The organism is Roseiflexus sp. (assembly GCF_057785375.1).
On record NZ_JBYNRX010000016.1, the window covers coordinates 42,813 to 59,629 of the forward strand.

General features: G+C 62.4%; 15 protein-coding genes. 9 read left to right on the forward strand and 6 right to left on the reverse strand.

Annotation, left to right across the window (positions count from 1 at the left end; genetic code table 11):
• Positions 1–145: 145 nt before the first annotated feature.
• The 8 genes from AC3EA7_RS02965 (at position 146) to AC3EA7_RS03000 (ending at position 8,706) form a co-directional block, all read left to right on the forward strand.
• A complete protein-coding gene (locus AC3EA7_RS02965; protein WP_488612536.1) occupies positions 146–1,672 on the forward strand; it encodes a cryptochrome/photolyase family protein in 1,527 nt (508 codons plus the stop codon).
• A 432-nt stretch (positions 1,673–2,104) separates the two neighbouring features.
• The gene (locus tag AC3EA7_RS02970; protein ID WP_488612564.1) at positions 2,105–2,314 is read left to right on the forward strand and encodes a DUF2256 domain-containing protein; all 210 of its coding nucleotides are present in this window, start codon (positions 2,105–2,107) and stop codon (positions 2,312–2,314) included.
• A gap of 44 nt (positions 2,315–2,358) precedes the next feature.
• Entirely contained in the window at positions 2,359–3,171 is an 813-nt protein-coding gene (locus AC3EA7_RS02975) for an FAD-binding domain-containing protein (protein ID WP_488612537.1), read from the forward strand.
• Between the two features lie 9 nt (positions 3,172–3,180).
• Positions 3,181–4,173, forward strand: a complete 993-nt coding sequence (locus AC3EA7_RS02980) for a 1-acyl-sn-glycerol-3-phosphate acyltransferase (protein ID WP_488612538.1) — start codon at positions 3,181–3,183, stop codon at positions 4,171–4,173.
• A gap of 72 nt (positions 4,174–4,245) precedes the next feature.
• Positions 4,246–4,701, forward strand: a complete 456-nt coding sequence (locus tag AC3EA7_RS02985) for a hypothetical protein (protein ID WP_488612539.1) — start codon at positions 4,246–4,248, stop codon at positions 4,699–4,701.
• Positions 4,698–6,497, forward strand: coding sequence for an alpha-amylase family glycosyl hydrolase (locus tag AC3EA7_RS02990; protein ID WP_488612540.1), 1,800 nt, complete (start codon positions 4,698–4,700; stop codon positions 6,495–6,497). Before AC3EA7_RS02985 ends, AC3EA7_RS02990 begins: the two co-directional genes overlap by 4 nt.
• A gap of 196 nt (positions 6,498–6,693) precedes the next feature.
• Entirely contained in the window at positions 6,694–7,233 is a 540-nt protein-coding gene (locus AC3EA7_RS02995; protein WP_488612541.1) for a hypothetical protein, read from the forward strand.
• Positions 7,234–7,446: 213 nt separating this feature from the next.
• A complete protein-coding gene (locus tag AC3EA7_RS03000; protein ID WP_488612542.1) occupies positions 7,447–8,706 on the forward strand; it encodes a hypothetical protein in 1,260 nt (419 codons plus the stop codon).
• 202 nt (positions 8,707–8,908) lie between these two features.
• On the opposite strand, the gene AC3EA7_RS03005 is transcribed toward AC3EA7_RS03000, so the two are convergent.
• Entirely contained in the window at positions 8,909–9,334 is a 426-nt protein-coding gene (locus tag AC3EA7_RS03005; protein WP_488612543.1) for a hypothetical protein, read from the reverse strand.
• Between the two features lie 136 nt (positions 9,335–9,470).
• Positions 9,471–10,172: a TetR/AcrR family transcriptional regulator gene (locus tag AC3EA7_RS03010; protein WP_488612544.1), complete on the reverse strand. Its 702-nt coding sequence runs from the start codon at positions 10,170–10,172 to the stop codon at positions 9,471–9,473.
• A 116-nt stretch (positions 10,173–10,288) separates the two neighbouring features.
• Here AC3EA7_RS03010 and AC3EA7_RS03015 point away from each other — a divergent pair, with 116 nt between their 5' ends.
• Entirely contained in the window at positions 10,289–10,606 is a 318-nt protein-coding gene (locus AC3EA7_RS03015; protein WP_488612545.1) for a hypothetical protein, read from the forward strand.
• 3 nt (positions 10,607–10,609) lie between these two features.
• On the opposite strand, the gene menE is transcribed toward AC3EA7_RS03015, so the two are convergent.
• From menE to AC3EA7_RS03035, 4 genes are all read right to left on the reverse strand, one after another.
• Positions 10,610–12,085, reverse strand: a complete 1,476-nt coding sequence (menE, locus tag AC3EA7_RS03020) for an o-succinylbenzoate--CoA ligase (RefSeq protein WP_488612546.1) — start codon at positions 12,083–12,085, stop codon at positions 10,610–10,612.
• The gene (gene menB, locus AC3EA7_RS03025) at positions 12,082–12,945 is read right to left on the reverse strand and encodes a 1,4-dihydroxy-2-naphthoyl-CoA synthase (RefSeq protein WP_488612547.1); all 864 of its coding nucleotides are present in this window, start codon (positions 12,943–12,945) and stop codon (positions 12,082–12,084) included. Before menB ends, menE begins: the two co-directional genes overlap by 4 nt.
• 12 nt (positions 12,946–12,957) lie before the next feature.
• On the reverse strand, positions 12,958–14,685 hold the full coding sequence (gene menD / locus AC3EA7_RS03030; protein WP_488612548.1) for a 2-succinyl-5-enolpyruvyl-6-hydroxy-3-cyclohexene-1-carboxylic-acid synthase: 1,728 nt from the start codon (positions 14,683–14,685) through the stop codon (positions 12,958–12,960).
• Positions 14,686–15,231: 546 nt separating this feature from the next.
• A complete protein-coding gene (locus tag AC3EA7_RS03035) occupies positions 15,232–16,575 on the reverse strand; it encodes an isochorismate synthase (protein WP_488612549.1) in 1,344 nt (447 codons plus the stop codon).
• Positions 16,576–16,817: the final 242 nt, after the last annotated feature.

A 16,817-nucleotide genomic window follows, 5' to 3' on the forward strand; every position in this document is an offset into this window, starting at 1 on the left:
TGGTCGGGTGTTCCTGCTCGAAGCACCGGGCGTTGATGTTGCGTACAAGTCTGTATTCCCTTTGGAGACGCCTCAATTTCCCCGCCATCCATCGGCCCGACACCGACGTACCCCTTTTCAGCAGCATTTACACTGTACAACGCGGATGAACAACACACCGATTACCGTCTGGCTTCTGGGCGACCAACTGCTCCGCGTGCACCCGGCCATCGAGGCGGTCGAGGCGCGTATGGGGCGGCAGGGGATGCGCGTGGTCCTGGTGGAGAGCGACGCGCGCATTGCGCAGATGCCCTACCAGCGTAAGAAGATCGTTCTGATCCTCAGCGCCATGCGCCACTACGCGGCGGCGCTGCGCGAGCAGGGGTATCTGGTCGATGAAGTGCGCGCGCCGTCGTTCGTCGAGGGGTTGCAGCGCCACGTCGCGCAGCATCGGTCGCACTGCCTGGTGACGATGGCAGCCGCCGAGTATGAAACCCGCCGCTTCCAGCAGGATCAGCTCAGCCAGGCGCTCGGCATTCCGGTCGAGGTGCTGCCCAATACTCAGTTTCTCACCGGTCGGTGTAATCCGTTTCCTGATGTCGAACCATCGCAGCGCGTGATCATGGAGCGCTTCTACCGCGCAATGCGTCGCCATTTTGCGGTGTTGCTCGAACCGGATGGTTCGCCGGCAGGCGGCGAGTGGAACTTCGACCGTCTGAACCGCCGTCCATTGCCGCGTTCGGTCGTTCCGCCGTCGCCGCTGTCTTTCGAGCCGGATGCGATCACGCGCCAGGTGATTGCTGAAGTCGAGGCGCGCGGTGGCGGGGTTGGCACAGCCACCGGATTTGCGCTTGCTGTCACCCACGCACAGGCGGAAGCGGCGCTCGCGGATTTCATCACCCATCGCCTGGCGGCGTTCGGACCCTACGAGGATGCCATGAGCGCCACGCATGATGTGCTGTTTCACTCGGTGCTCTCGCCGTACATCAACATCGGGCTGCTCGAGCCGCTCCAGATGGTGCGCGCCGCCGAGCAGGCATACCGCGTCGGCGCCGCTCCGATCCAGTCAGTCGAAGGCTTCGTGCGTCAGATCATCGGCTGGCGCGAGTACATCTACTGGCAATACTGGCGCCTGATGCCCGACCTGCGCGACGCCAACGCCTGGAATGCGACACGCCCGCTGCCGCGCTTCTTCTGGAACGGCGACACCGACATGCGTTGCCTGCGCCATGTCATCAAACGCGCAATTGCAACCGGCTACACCCATCACATCGAGCGTCTGATGGTCGTCTGCAACTTTTGCCTGCTGGCGGGAATCCGTCCCGCGGAAGTCAACGACTGGTTTCTGGCGCACTACATCGATGCCTACGACTGGGTGATGCAGCCGAATGTGATCGGCATGGGGCTGAACGCCGATGGCGGGTTGACGGCGACCAAACCATATATTGCCTCGGCTGCGTATATCAATAAAATGAGCGACTATTGCAGCGGGTGTCGGTACAACCCGAAGCAGCGCGTTGGACCGGATGCCTGTCCGTTCAACACGCTCTACTGGAACTTTCTCATTCGGCATGAAGCGACGCTGCGCGCCAACCCGCGGCTTGGTCCGGCAGTGCTGGGGTTGTCGCGGCTCGACGCTTCTGAGCGTGAGGCGGTGACGCGGCAGGCGGAGGTGGTGTTGGGGGAGAACTGAGAACCGAGAACTGAGAACTGAGACTGAGAACTGAGAACTGAGAACTGAGAACTGAGAACTGAGAACTGAGAACTGAGAACTGAGAACTGAGAACTGAGAACTGAGAACTGAGAACTGATGCCAAGTTGCGGTCAATCACACAAGGTATTCAGACGCCCGTTTCACGTAGAACAAAGAGCAGCGCCCCGGCAGCATTGTACAAATGACCGCGCATCGGTATGAGAACCGATACTCATACGCGGTCATTTGCACAATAATGGTTTTTGCGAAAAGAATCCGGTATCGCCCGGTGAAGCCCGCGCAGGCGGGCTTTGCAGCCGTAGTCCGCAGCTTCGGCTGCAGGGCGGACTGACCGCAAGTTAGTATGAGAATCGTCATTCCGCATGATGCCAATGTCATGGAAACATGCTGCGCGCAGCGTTGCGTTATGGTATGGGCGGCGGGCAAGCCGGGATCATCACCGCTGGAGAGGAAGAGCCTGTGCGAGGAGTTAAGAAGCAGCATTTGCCGGAAAAGATTTGTGCAACGTGTGGTCGTCCTTTCACCTGGCGCAAGAGCCTGGCAAAGAATTGGACCGATGTGAAGTACTGTAGTGATGCCTGCCGCAAGTATCGGCGGCACGTCAGAAATGTTCACCGGTAAGCAGAGACGTGGCGCCCGCCGAAACAGATTCCGGAGATTCGAGGATGTCTACCGATATGCGCCGTGATTTCGCCAACCGCGATGAGTTGATCGAGTATCTGCGCCGCGAGTTTCCGCAGGCGGCGGCGCGCTGTGACGAAGTGAGCGCAACGCGCGGCGGGAGGCGAGAAGCGGAAGCGCGGCTGCACCGTATCGATCCGCGTCGCTACGCCGCCACACGCAACTATCTGAGCGGCGCGGTCACGCATCTGTCACCATACATCCGGCACGGCGTCCTCAGCTTGGCAGAGGTGCGCGATGCGGCGCTCAGCCGGGCGCGACGCTATGCCGATGTCGCTAAATTCGTGAGTGAACTCGGCTGGCGTGATTACTGGCAGCGACTCTACGAACGCCTCGGTGATGAGATCTGGCGTGACCGGGAGCCGTACAAAACCGGTTATGGCGCCGGTGACTATGCCGCCGAGATGCCGGACGATATTCTCGAAGGGCGCACCGGGCTGGCGTGCATCGACGCATTCAGCCGCGAACTGCGCGCCACCGGTTACCTGCACAACCATGTGCGCATGTGGCTGGCAGCCTATGTGGTACACTGGCGCCGTATCAGATGGCAGGCGGGCGCGCGCTGGTTTCTCGAACACCTGCTCGACGGCGATCCGGCGAGTAACAATCTATCGTGGCAGTGGGTGGCGAGCACCTTCAGTCATAAGCCGTACATCTTCAACCGCGAAAACCTGGAGCGTTTCACCGATGGCGTCTACTGCCGCACATGCCCGCTCTACGGGCGCTGCGACTTCGAGGGAACCTACGATGTGCTGAATCGGCGCCTCTTCCCGAACGCAACCGGTACGACCGGATAAAAATAGATCATGGGCTTTTATACGTTGCGCAGAGAGCGTGATCCCGAACAACTCGACGCCCTGACCCGCCTGAATGTCGAAGACCTGATCGCGTCGTTCAAACTCGACCGCATCCGGTGCGGTCGTCGCCTGCTGGAATTGATCTGCTGGCTCCCTGCACGCCGCTTCGCCCACCAGATTCTGGCATACGAACAGATGGTCGGCGCGTGTGGTCTTCATCTCGGCGCCTCGTGGATTGTGCATACCTTCGCTCGCCGACTCGAAATCTATGGTGCAGAATACGTTCCGAGGCGCGGTCCGCTCCTGATTCTCTCAAACCATCCAGGAATGTCGGATGCGATGGCGCTGTTCGTCGCACTCTCGCGTCCCGATCTGAAGGTGATCGCCGCTGAGCGCAAATTGCTGCGCTTGCTGCCGAATATTAGCAGCCACCTGGTGTTCATCCCGGAAGGAGAAAGTGAAAGCCGCGGACGAATGAGCGGCATGCGCACCATTGCCGCCCATCTGCGGCGCGGCGGTGCTGCGCTGATCTATCCCGCCGGCAAGATCGAACCCGACCCGCTGGTCATGCCCGACGCCATCGACGCGCTGGCGCACTGGTCGGAGAGTGTGACCCTCTTTGCGCGGCTGGCGCCGGAGGCGCTCGTGTTGCCGGTTGCGGTCGGCGGTACGATTTCGGCTGCCGCGCTGCGCAATCCGATTCCGCGGCTCTATCGCCAGCGGCGCGACCGGGAATGGGCGGCGGCGACATTGCAGGTGCTGCTCCCCGCCTACCGACCGCCAGTTGTGCGCGTTGTGTTCGCCGAGCCGTTTCAGGCAGCCAGCCTTGCGGACCTCGGCGACCCGCCCGACATCATGCGCGCCATCACCGGGCGCGTTGCCGATGCGATGCGACGCATGCAGAAGCCGGGGTGCGCCGATGATTATCAGCCCCCATGCCGAACCGACGAAGATCAGACGGTGCATCCGGCGGAAGACCTGCTCGCTCGTAGTATGCGGTGACGGTAGTAGGGGCTGGTCTCAGACCTGCCCGACCGGGAGGTCTGAGACCAGCCCCGACCGAAGGAAGAAACCATGACATCCCCCCAATTCACCTGCCCGATCGTCTGGGTTCACGGCGATTGTCTGAGTCCCTACGGACCGGCGCTCCAGGCGTACCCTGGCGCCCCGGCGATCTGGGTCTGGGACGATGCCCTGATCGAAGAATGGCGCATCTCGCTGAAACGGATCGTCTTCATCTACGAGTGCCTGCTGGAACTGCCGGTCGTCATCCGGCGCGGCGACGTTGCTGCCGAAGTTCTGGCATTCGCCCGCGAGCACGCCGCCGACGGAGTCGCCACCGCCTTCAGCCCCAGCCCGCGTTTCCGCGCAATCTGCGACCGCCTGCGTGATGAATTGCCCGTCGCCGTGTTGCCGGTCGAGCCATTTCTGGCGTATACTGGTCGCCTGGACCTTCGCCGCTTTTCGCGCTACTGGGCGACGGCGGAAAAGTACGCCTTTGGCCAGTTGCCGCTCTTCGACGACCAATGAAAGCATCGATTCTCGCACTCTTGCTGAGCGTATGCCTGATCATCGCCGGTTGCGGGTCGCCTTCCGCAGCAGTCCCGCCAACCGTGGCGCCGACCGCCGTCCCTTCCGCCACGCCGTTGAGCGAAGAGGCGGCGTTGCTTGCTACGATGGCGGCGAATGCGCCATCTCCCGCAGAAGCGACCCCGACCGTGCCGCTGCCGACCCCGTTCCCGACCATCACCCTCGGACCGACGGCGGAACCGCGACCGTTGCCGGAAGGGTGGTGGGACGCCGCTGTTTGCTATGAAATCTTCGTGCGCTCGTTCTACGACAGCAATAGCGATGGGATTGGCGACATCAACGGGCTAATCGCAAAACTCGACTACATCAACGACGGCGATCCAACCAGCGGTTCCGATCTCAGCGCCACCTGCATCTGGCTGATGCCGGTGGCGGAAGCCGCCAGTTACCACGGCTACGATGTGATCGACTACTATGCCGTCGAACAAGACTATGGCACAAACGAAGACTTCAAGCGCCTGATCGAAGCAGCAAACCGGCGCGGCATCCGGGTAATCGTCGATCTCGTGTTGAACCACACATCCAGCGCGCACCCGTGGTTTATCTCGGCGCTGAACGATCCGGCATCCCCCTATCGCGACTGGTACATCTGGTCGCCGGTCGATCCCGGCTATCGCGGACCGTGGGGGCAGCAGGTATGGCACCGTTCACCGGCGCGCAACGAGTACTACTACGGCGTCTTCGTCGCCGAAATGCCCGATCTGAACTACCGCAACCCGGCAGTCGTCGCCGAGGCGGAGAAAATTGCCGCCTTCTGGCTGAACGAGATGGGGGTCGATGGATTCCGCCTCGACGCAATCAAGCATGTGGTCGAAAACGGTTCCGAACAGGAAGGAACGCGCGAAACCCACGCCTGGATGCGCTCGTTTGAGGCTGCCATCGAGCGTATCAAACCGGGAGCATTCACGGTCGGCGAGGTCTTTGGCGGGCGCGCCGGTTCGCTTGCCGCCTACTATCCCGACCAGCTCGACACCTATTTCGAGTTCGGCGTTGCGGAGGGCATCCTGCGTTCCGCCAGCACCGGCGCGCCGGGACCGTATCTGACGGCGGTGGAGGAGGCGCTGAGTCGCCTGCCGTACCAGCGATGGGCGCCGTTCCTCACCAACCACGATCAGGAACGAGTGATGACCGTCCTCGGCGGCGATGGCGGCAAGGCGCGGGTTGCCGCCATCGCGCTGCTGACTTCACCGGGGCTGCCGTTTGTGTATTACGGCGAGGAAATCGGCATGAGCGGCGCCAAACCGGACGAGCGCATTCGCACGCCGATGCAGTGGACCGGCGAACCGGGCGCAGGGTTCACGACCGGCTCACCCTGGCAGGCGCCCCAGAGCGATTTCCCGGCGGTCAATGTCGCCGCGCAGGACGCCGATCCCGGCTCGCTGCTCAACGTCTATCGGACCCTCATCCGCCTGCACACCAGCCGTCCGGCGCTCGGCAAAGGCGATTTCACCCCGCTGGACGCGACCGGCGGCGCAGCGGCGTTCCTGCGGCGCAGCGGCGACGACGCGGTGCTGGTGGTGATTAACTTCAGCGCCGGCCCGCTCTCCGGCGTGACCATCTCGACCGCGCGGAGCGGGCTCGCTCCCGGCGTCTACACCCCCGACCTGCTCTTCGGCAGCGGGGATCTGCCGCCGCTGACCGTCGGCGCCGACGGGTCAATCAGCGCGTATGCGCTGCCTGAGATTCCGCCGCAGAGCGCGGTGATCATCAGTGCGACATGGCTTACTCCAAGATGACCGACGGGCGTTGAATGACGTGCTGGACATGCTCAACGCCGTAACGAGTAATCAAAGGAGCATGTCAGGCGGTGAGCGCCTTGCCGCATGGTATACTCTACCTGTAATCAACCACTGCCTTCATCTTATAACTGATTTGGGGCGTTCCTATTTGATCGTTTGATAGGCTACGAATTGCCGATCACCGGTAGGATGTATGCGTTTCGCTAGCGCGATCTTTCTGCTCTGCTTTGGCTTCTACCTGCTCACGATGAGCGGCCATGCCTATTCGGCAGATGAAGAGACCATGCTAGCGGTGACCCGTAGCCTGATCGAACGGGGCGATGTGGCAGTGGTGGAAGACGGCGCACCGGTTGCGGCATTGCGCCCTGGTCGCGCCGAAGGGCGCTACTCACCCTATGGCGTTCTACCTTCACTGCTAGCCGTGCCATTCTATCTCCTCGGCAGGCAGATTGCTCCTGCGGGTCCGCCTGCTGACTACCTGACCCGTTTCGCTGTTACGGTGCTCAATAGCCTGCTCACTGCTGCAACGTGCGCTGTGTTGGCTCATTGGGCCTTGCGGCTAGGCGCCGCAAAGATATGGGCGGCAATCCTTGCACTGCTTTACGGTCTGGCGACTTTTGCCTGGCCGTATGCGCGCACGTTTTTCTCTGAACCGCTGGCCGGATTCCTGATTCTGATGGCTGCTGAGCGAGCGCATGCTGCCTGGCAGCATACCCAACCAGCTTTGCGATAGATTGCCCTGCTTGTCTCCGGTCTGTCGGCGGGCTTATTGTTGACGACGCGTATTGCGGCAGGTGTAGCGCTGCCGATCATTGGCTTCTATGTTCTGGGGGAAGCATGGCGCAGTTCGCCAGGTGCGATGAGCTCCCGGGGTTCAATCGAGATACCCTCCAGTATTAGGCGCGTCGGTACTACTCTGAGCTTCATAGCGATATGGCTAAGCGGAATGATCTCCGGTCTATCGATATTCATCTGGTACAACCTTGTCCGCTTTGGCACGCCTCTTGCATCGGGCTACGCGAGTGAGGCGTACCTGTTTACCACCCCGCTGCTGGAGGGTCTTATCGGTCTGTTATTCAGCCCCGGCAAGAGCGTGTTTCTCTATGCGCCGCCAATCCTGTTGGCAATACCAGGGAGTGTCGCACTCTGGCGGAGGGGAGAGCGGGCAGTTGTCTGGTTAGCTCTTGGGCTCTTTCTATTGCATCTCGGGCTGTACGCCAGCTGGGGACAGTGGCAGGGCGGAGGTGTGTGGGGTCCTCGTTTTCTCCTGCCTGTACTGCCGCCACTCATCGTTTCGGGCGCCGGGCTGTTTCCATGCGCTGCTGTACGATCAAGCTTGAACCGCCGGTGGTTGGCTATTGTGGCATTCTTAGGGTTGCTCGGATTTACCGGTAATCTTGGTGGAGCGCTGTTCAATTTCAACACTTATGTGGTGCTCATCCCATCAGAGGAACGGGTCTACCGTCCGGATGCTTCGCCGCTCTTGGGGCATTGGCGTCTATTGGCAGACCGTTGGCGGCGTTACACGGCAGCGCCGCCGGTGTGCCGACTGAGTGACGGTCTCTATCCTGCGGAAACAACGGATGGTACGGCGCTCCCTCGACGCACCGGCGCATATGGCGTCGTAAACTGCACAACAAGGGATGGGGCGCGCATTATCTTCACACTCGACAACCAACGCCCGCCACTTGCGCCCGCAAGCGCACTACGCCTGCGTCTCAACGGGTATGATTTGGGGTATCAACCAGAGGGTCAGCGGCGAGTCTACACCGTCCTTCTTCAACCCGGTCAGGCTCGTCTGGAGATTGTCGCCCGGCCATGGAACCCGCTGTCCATAGGCTTTAGCGACCGCAATGACCCCTTGGGACCGCTGATCGTTATGCTCCAGGGAGTCACATCTCGTGGATCTGCGCTGAAGGTTGTCGATACAGCGATTGCGCCGCTGCCCGAGCATCCGCGCTCCCGCTGGGCATGGTACTATGATCCATCGAACCAACACCTCGTTGATCACTGGGCCTGGTACCTGCCACGTTCAGAGCTGACCGGGCTGCCGGCGCTGATATTGATAGGGTTTATTATGAGCCTGGGTGTCGGTTCGCTGGTAGGTGGTTCCAGTCTCGTGATGAGTGTCATCGGAAGCGCGCCTGAGAAAGTATCTGAACATGCGGTTAAGAGTCATGCGCACGAATCTGCGCCAGACGTCTGACCATCACACGGGTCATCGCCGCCGAGATGAGCGCCTCGCCCGGTTTCAGTCTATGTATGACCAGGCAAATCGCAATTTCTTCTTCACCAACTAACCAGAGCTTTCACGTGACGCCGTTCCCCTGTATTACATTGCTGCCGGTGAGCATGGGGCAGGCGAAGGCATTGCCTTCGCCTACCCGACGAGTTTTTCTGGATAGGCTCTACCCATTCACCATGCGCGCCAGACCTTCGGGCAGCAGCGACATCCCGATAACGGCGCATATCAGCGCTCCGCCGACGGAAAACAGACCGTTGCGCGCCTGCACTACAGATGACGCATCGTTCCAGCGCAAAAACTGAAAACTGATGATGATGGCAATGCAGGTCGTGATCCCATGGACGATGCTTGTCAGCGGGAAACCTGCGCCCAGCGTGCCGAACCCGAACAGTATCACCAAACCCAGTCCCCCCTGCACCGTCATCGCGCCAGCAAATCCCGTCAGCACCACGCGGTCGAGTCTCCCGTGCGTTCCATTGTGCGCCCACACCCACCCGCAGCGCACAATGGCGATCAACGCCAGCGCCAGCAGGACCCAGCGCCCCATCGAGTGCCAGGAATATGCCAGCGGAACCAGTTCACGAGGCATGAAACTTTCCCTTTCGCGCATATCGCTTTCGAGCTTATCCGAACAACTGATGGTCAGGCGTCATTGTGAGCGAAGCAAATCCATCTTCCTGCGTGACAGAAGAGCGCTTCGTCACTTTATTGCGCCGGTATGAATCTCAACTCTCTCCCTCCCTGAAAAACTGCCGCTCGATGGACACAATCTCGTATTTGTAGAGCGCATCGACGCCAGCGCCGAACGGAGGCAGACTCCCGGCGATTTCCAGCGAAACCATTCCATGAACCCGCGCCCAGATCAGCAGCGCTACCGAGAGCGACAGCACATCGGCGTCGCCGCTGAACCGTTTCCATTCTTCAAGCGCCGCTTCGTATCCGGGTTTGATCGGCGGGAACGAGTCGGCCCGCAATGTTCCCGCGCGGCGCGCAGCTTCCACCACGCTGACGAGCACGCCGAACGCCCGCACCGCAGATGGAAGGACCTGTTCCATCGGCGCGACGTAACCGGGAACCGGCGTGCCGAAGATGAGCTGGTAGCGCTGCGGATGCGCCAGCGCCCACCGGCGGTACGCATGCCCGATGGCGTGTAACCGCCCGATGATGTCCTCCTCCGGGAAGGCGTCACGCGCGGCGATCTGTGCATCGCCAAAGGACGTGTAGGCGTCGATGATCAGCGCCGTCACCAGCGCATCGCGGTCGGGATAGTAGTTGTAGATCGCGGGCGCAGTAATTTCCAGTGCGCGCGCGATTGCGCGCAGGCTCAGGGCGGGAGCGCCATATTTGGCGATGTATTGCCAGGCGGTCTCTTTGATCGCCTCTTGCAGATTGATGCTGCGCTCGTCTTTGCGTGGTCGCGGTGACATAGGCTTCCAGGGAACAGGCGAAGTTATATTTACGGTGTAAATATACAGCGTTTGTTTTTCTTTGTCAAGAGTAAGATGGCGTTCTATGGTACACTTCGAGCAACGGGGAAGTTCAGATGAGCAATGCAGCAAAACGAGGGGCAATCGCCGGTCTGATCACCGGCGTTCTTGCGTTTGGAGGCGTCCTGTTGATTGTTCTGCAGTGCCTTCCGTTGCGCATTGCTCCGCCTGCCGCTCCCAGACCCTGGTATTGCGCCGATCCTGGCGGAGGTGACGGTCACTGCGGGGTGACAGGCGGTTGCGTGGTCATCGCCCGGCGCAGCATGTTGGGCGGTGAGGCGCAGCCTGGCGGAGGTGACGGTCACCGGCGGGGAGCGGGGCGCCTGGCGGAGGTGACGGTCACCGGCGGGGAGCGGGGCGCCTGGCGGAGGTGACGGTCACGTTGGCGCCTGCAACAACTCCGTCACCGCCGCTCGCAGCACCTTCCCCGACGCAGTGCGCGGCAACTCGTCGACGATACGGACAACGCGCGGTTGTTTGTACCCCGCCAGCCGGGTGCGGCTGAACGCCATGATGTCCTCAACGCTCACCGCTGGATCGCGCAGAACGATGGCGGCGCCGACCTGTTGCCCCCACTCCGCCGATGGCACGCCGACCACCGCGACATCGGCGACTGCCGGGTGCTGGCGCAACACCTGCTCGACTTCCGCCGGGTAGATGTTCTCACCACCGCTGATGATCAGGTCGCTGCGCCGTTGCACCACCCACAGGTCGCCGTCGGCGTCGAGGTAGCCGATGTCCCCCGTGGGAAGCCAGGTATCAGCGGCGAGCGGCATGGTGCCGAGGTAGCCGCGCATGAGGGTCGGACCCTGCACCACGATGTCGCCGTAGACGTTGGGAGGCTGATCGCGCTCCTGGTCGTCCACGACCCGCACGCGGGTGAAGATCAGCGGTCGCCCGACGCTGCCGGGCTTGCGGCGCACCTCTTCAGGCAGTGCCGTCGCCACCTGCGATGCCGCCTCGGTCAGTCCATAGGTCGTGGCAATGGGCCATCCTGCTTCCAGGGCGCGCTCCAGTAGATCAGGGGGCGCGACAGCCCCACCGAGGAGCACGAGTCGCAGATGCGGCGGTGCAGTGCCAGCCTGTTCAAGCAGCCGGTAGAGCATCGTTGGCACCAGCGAGATGAGTGTCACCGGCGCACGTCTCAACCGTTCCATGATCGCCGGAGCGTCGAAGCGTTGCCAGAGATCCACCGCCGTGCCGTAGAGGCATGACCGCAGCAGGATGCTCAACCCGCCAACGTGGTAGTTCGGCAGCACGCAGAGCCAGCGGTCGTGCGGCACGACGCCAATGCGGTACGCCGATGCCATGGCGCTGGCGAAGAATGCGCCATAGGGTAGCACGGCGCCGCGTGGTGTTCCGGTGGTGCCAGAAGTGAAGATGATCACAAACGGCGCGTCGAGGTCGATGGCGCCTTCGCAGTACGCAGCGCCATCCCCGGCAAGCCGGTCGATTGGCGTCAGGCGCGGGTCATTGACCGGATCGACACACAGCACGCGGGGCGCCGAAGGAAGCGCCAGCGCTGCCGGCAGGGTATCGTGCTCACACACCAGCACGCAACACTCCGCTGCACGCACCTGCACATCGAGTTCCGCCGGGGTCAGGCGCGTATTGAACAGCGCCAGCGTCACACCGAGGCGCGGCGCGGCGTGAATCGCCAGCGCCGCTTCGAGCCGGTTCGACAGCAACACGCCAACGACCGTGCCGCACTCGACGCCGGCTGCTGCGAGACGGGCAGCGAACGTCGCTGTCTGTTCGTGCAGCGCGCGGTAGGTCAGCGTCGCTTCGCCAACGAACAGCGCCGCGCCGTCAGGGCGCGCTAGCGCCTGCGCCGAGAGCCAGTCGCGCATCATGGACGGCGGGGGAACTTCGAGAAATCGGGTTTGCGCTTCTCCAGGTAGGCTTTCCTGCCCTCGTTGCCCTCTTCGGTCATATAGAAGAGCATGGTCGCGTCGCCTGCCAGCACCTGAATGCCGGTCTGACCATCGAGGTCAGCATTGAAGCCCGCCTTGAGGAAGCGGATGGCGATCGGACTCTTCTCCAGAATCTCCTGCGCCCAGCGCACCGCCTCATCTTCCAGTTCGTCCACCGGCACGATTGTGTTGACCAGCCCCATCTCCAGCGCCTGCTGCGCATTGTACTGGCGGCAGAGGTACCAGATCTCGCGCGCCTTCTTCTGCCCGACGATTGATGCCAGATAACTCGAGCCAAACCCAGCGTCGAAGCTCCCGACGATCGGACCGGTCTGCCCGAAGATCGCATTCTCCGCCGCGATCGTCAGGTCGCAGATCACGTGCAGCACATGCCCGCCGCCGATGGCATACCCGGCGACGGCGGCGATCACTGGCTTTGGCATAGTGCGGATGTAGCGTTGCAGTTGCAGCACATTCAACCGCGCAACCCCCTCGTCATCGATGTACCCCGCCTGCCCGCGCACTGTCTGGTCGCCGCCGGAACAGAAGGCGTACTTGCCGTCCTTCGGACTCGGACCATTGCCGGTCAGGATGACGACGCCGACATCCTGGTTGTGCCAGGCGGACAGAACAGCCTCGGTCATCTCATCGATTGTTTTGGGGCGGAAAGCGTTGCGAATTTCAGGGCGATTGAAGGCGATGCGGGCAATTCCCCCGCCAATGTGGAAGGTGATGTCTTCGTACTCCTTGACTTCGGTCCATTCGACCAGCGATGAGAGTGTGGGTATAAAACGCGCCATCGTATTCTCCTTCTATATTGCTCTCATAATGGCATTCCGTCGCGCCAGGTCGATGCGCGCATCGGTGCGCAGTTCGATGAGGGTTGCAGCGCGCGCGTCGATGCTGGCGCGGAAGGCGCTGCGGAACGCCTCACGATCCTTTACCAGCACATATTCCAGACCGTACATCTTCGCCGCAGGCGCAAAGTCGAGTCCATGCGGCGTTAGGAAATAGTCGGTGAACTCCGGGTCGAACCGGTTGATCGGCAGGCGGTGGAAAATGCCGCCGCCGTCGTTGTTGAGCAGCACAATCGTCGCCGGAACGCCGCAGCGCCGCACCGCCAGCAACCCATTCATATCGTGGTAGAACGTAATGTCGCCAACAATCGCCGCCAGCGGCGCGTCCGGCCGTCCTGCGCCAATGCCGAGCGCCGTCGAGATATTCCCGTCGATCCCCGACGCGCCCCGGTTCGCAAACGCATGAATGCGCTTCATCCCTGGTTTGCCGAACTGATCGAGATGGCGCACCGGCAGACTGTTGCCGGCGAAGAGCGAGGCGCCCTCCGGCAGCAGGTCGATCACGTCATACACCGCGCCCCCATCAAAGTACGGCTCGTTGGCAATTCCGGCTTCGACGGCTGCCCACACCCGCGCCTCCGCTTCGGCGAAACGCTGCATCCACGCACTCCGGCGTTCGGTCAGGCGCGGGAGCAGCGCGCGAATGAAGGCGGTTTCGTCAGCCACAACGAAGTGGCTCACCCGATGACTGTCATCCGCCCATACGCCACTGGCGCGCACATGGATGACGACCGGCGACGCTGCTGTGTCGAGGTACTGATTGAGCCACTTCGAGGTGGGAACCGCGCCGAACCGCAGCACAACCTCTGGCGGCGAGAAGGGGTGCTCGCCGAAAAGGAACGACTCATACCCGCCGATCACGCCAGGATAGCCGAAGCGCACCCCCGACACGCCATCGACCAGCGCCGGGTAGCCGGTGCACTGCGACAGTTCGCTCACCAACGCGCCAAACGCCCCGCCAGGGCAACGCGGACCGCAGACGATCAGACCGCGCTCGTGCTGTTCGAAGATTGCGGCAATCTGCTCGACGACCGCTTCCTGCGGCGCGGCAGGCGCTGCCTTCAAGACCTGCGTATACGGCGCATCACGGTCACGCGGCTGCGCCGCTGCCGGCGGTTCTGTCATATCGCCCGCTACGGGGGTCGGCTCCAGCGGCGCGCGAAACGGCAGGTTCAGATGCACCACGCCGCGCGGCTCACCGCTAGCGATCGTCATCGCGCGCGCCGCCAGCGTTCGCAGGTTGCGCAGCGCAACCGGCGGCGGCGTCGCCTCCGGCAGCGCCACATCGACGCTCCAGCGCGCAAAACTGCCGAACATCTTCACCTGATCGATCGTCTGGTTGGCGCCGCTGTCGCGCAACTCGTGCGGGCGATCCGCCGTCAGCGCCAGCAACGGAACCTCCGCCTGATGCGCCTCGACAATCGCCGGGAAGAAGTTCGCCGCCGCCGAACCGGACGTACAGACCACTGCGGTTGGCGTATCGGTTGCCAACGCCAGACCGAGCGCGAAGAACGCCGCGCTGCGCTCGTCCAGGTGCGAAAAGACTCGAATCGCTGGATGTTGGGCGAATGCCAGCACCAGCGGCGTATTGCGCGACCCCGGCGCCAGGCACACGTATCGCAGCCCGGCGCGGGCAAGCTCATCGACCAGTGTGGTGGCGTAGAGAAAGTTGCGATTGGGCATGTCGAGAACCGAGAACCGAGAACCGAGAACCGAGAACCGATCCCGCCGGTGACCGACACCTTCGATAAGATGCGCCGCACCCGGCACATGCGCTGTGCTGGACGACGACCCGGAAAGCGCCCCGCTCCCCTGTCGGTGACCGACACCTCCGATAAGATGCGCCGCACCCGGCACATGCGCTGTGCTGGACGACGACCCGGAAAGCGCCCCGCTCCCCCGCTGGTGACGGTCACATCCGCCAAGGTCGCAGACTGTTCCGACTGCGGCGCTTCGGGAGACTGCCAGAACTCATGGCAGAGACCTCGAAGGTCGGTGGCGTTCCTTCCAGACCATCACCTGCAAAGGTGTTGCAGTACCACGGCAATCGAGAGACGGTGCAGTGCAACGTCTCTACCTGTAACCTGCACTTCCTCTGCGTCCCGACCGGCAACCTTTCCACCCGTAACCTCTCGCCTCTCGTCGCGCACCTCTTACCTCTGAACCCCCAACTAAAAGGAGAACAGCGATGGAAGACATGAAAAACCTCTCGCCGCGCACCTCTTACCTCTAAACCCCCAACCCCTCGATCATCGGGCGGAACTTGAGGTTCGTTTCGTCCCATTCGCGTTGCGGGTCGCTTGCGGCGACAATCCCGGCGCCGGCATACAGCCAGGCGCGGGTCGTCTGGACCACTGCCGAGCGAATGGCAACCCCGAATTGCCCATCCAGGCGCCGGTCGATCCAGCCGACGGGCGCGGCGTACCAGCCGCGCGGCGCCGGTTCCAGTTCTGCGATCAGGCGCATTGCCGCTTCGCGTGGCTCGCCGCCGAGCGCCGGCGTCGGGTGGAGCGTCGCCACGACCGGCAGTACACCGCGCGGTTGGCGCAGCACACCGCCAATCGGCGTGTGCAGGTGCTGAATGTTGCTCAGCCGCATCACCCTGGTTGCACCTACATCCAGGCGACTCGTCAGCGGTGCCAGGCGGTTGCGCACCTCATCGACCACGATCTGATGCTCGTGGCGATCCTTCGCGCTATCCAGCAGCGCCGCTGTAAGCCGTTCATCTTCTTCGGGCGTCGCGCCACGCCGGATGCTGCCCGCCAGCGCCATCGTCGTCACCCGGTCACCGCTCACCTGCGCCAGCAATTCCGGCGTCGCGCCGAAAAATGCGCGTCCGGGGCGCGGCTCGAAGAGAAAGCGATAGGTGTCGGGGTAGCGCTGTTCCAGGTATGCCAGCGCGCTATCGACATCCACCGGCGCTTTGAACGACGCCTCGGCAATTCGTGCCAGCACGACCTTCTTCAGGTTGCCCGCATTGATCTGCCAGACAATCCGTTCGACACTGCGCGCCCACTGTTCGAACGGCATGGGATACGCCAGGCGCGCCGGTGAAGGAGGCGGCGGCGACGGCGGCGCGCTCTGCAGGCGATCGATCTGCGCCAGCAGCGCCTCACGCAGGTCGGACTCCAGCGCACGCGGGTCTTCGCCAGGCGGCGCGTGAATATTCAGCGTCAACCAGAACGAATCGCGGACGCGCACCAGTTGGTAGTGCGGCAGCACAAAATGCGCCGGCGGGAAATCCGCCCATGCCAGATCGGGCACGAAGTCGTTATGGAACGCAAAGCCGCCGAAAAGTCGCGGCGCTGCCAGCGGCTCGCGCTCATCGAGCATCACTGCATTCTCGAACAACACACGCGCCTGCTTCTCAATCTCGGCGAAGCGATTGGCGCCCCACGCCATCAATTCGACCGCGATCCCCATCCCGGCGAACGCCACCCCGTCGCGCGCACTCTCCCAGAACGACCGCGGCTGCCCACGTGCGTGACGCAACAGGTCAGCGGGAGACACGCCAGGGCACGGCATGCTCAGGCTGATCAGACGACCGTAGTGTTGTTGGAAGGATTTGGTCATTGAGAACTGAGAACTGAGAACTGAGAACTAAGAACTGAGAACTGAGAACTGAGAACTAAGAACCAGGAACTGATGCTAATGCGCGATCATTCGTACAACAGCCGATGTACGCTGGTGAGGGATCACAGTGGATGATGCGTTCAACCCTTCGCAGGCTCAGGGCATCGCATTCACCTCGCACCTCGCGCCTCGCACCTCTCGCCTCGCACCTCTCGCCTCGCACCTCTCGCCTCGCACCTCGC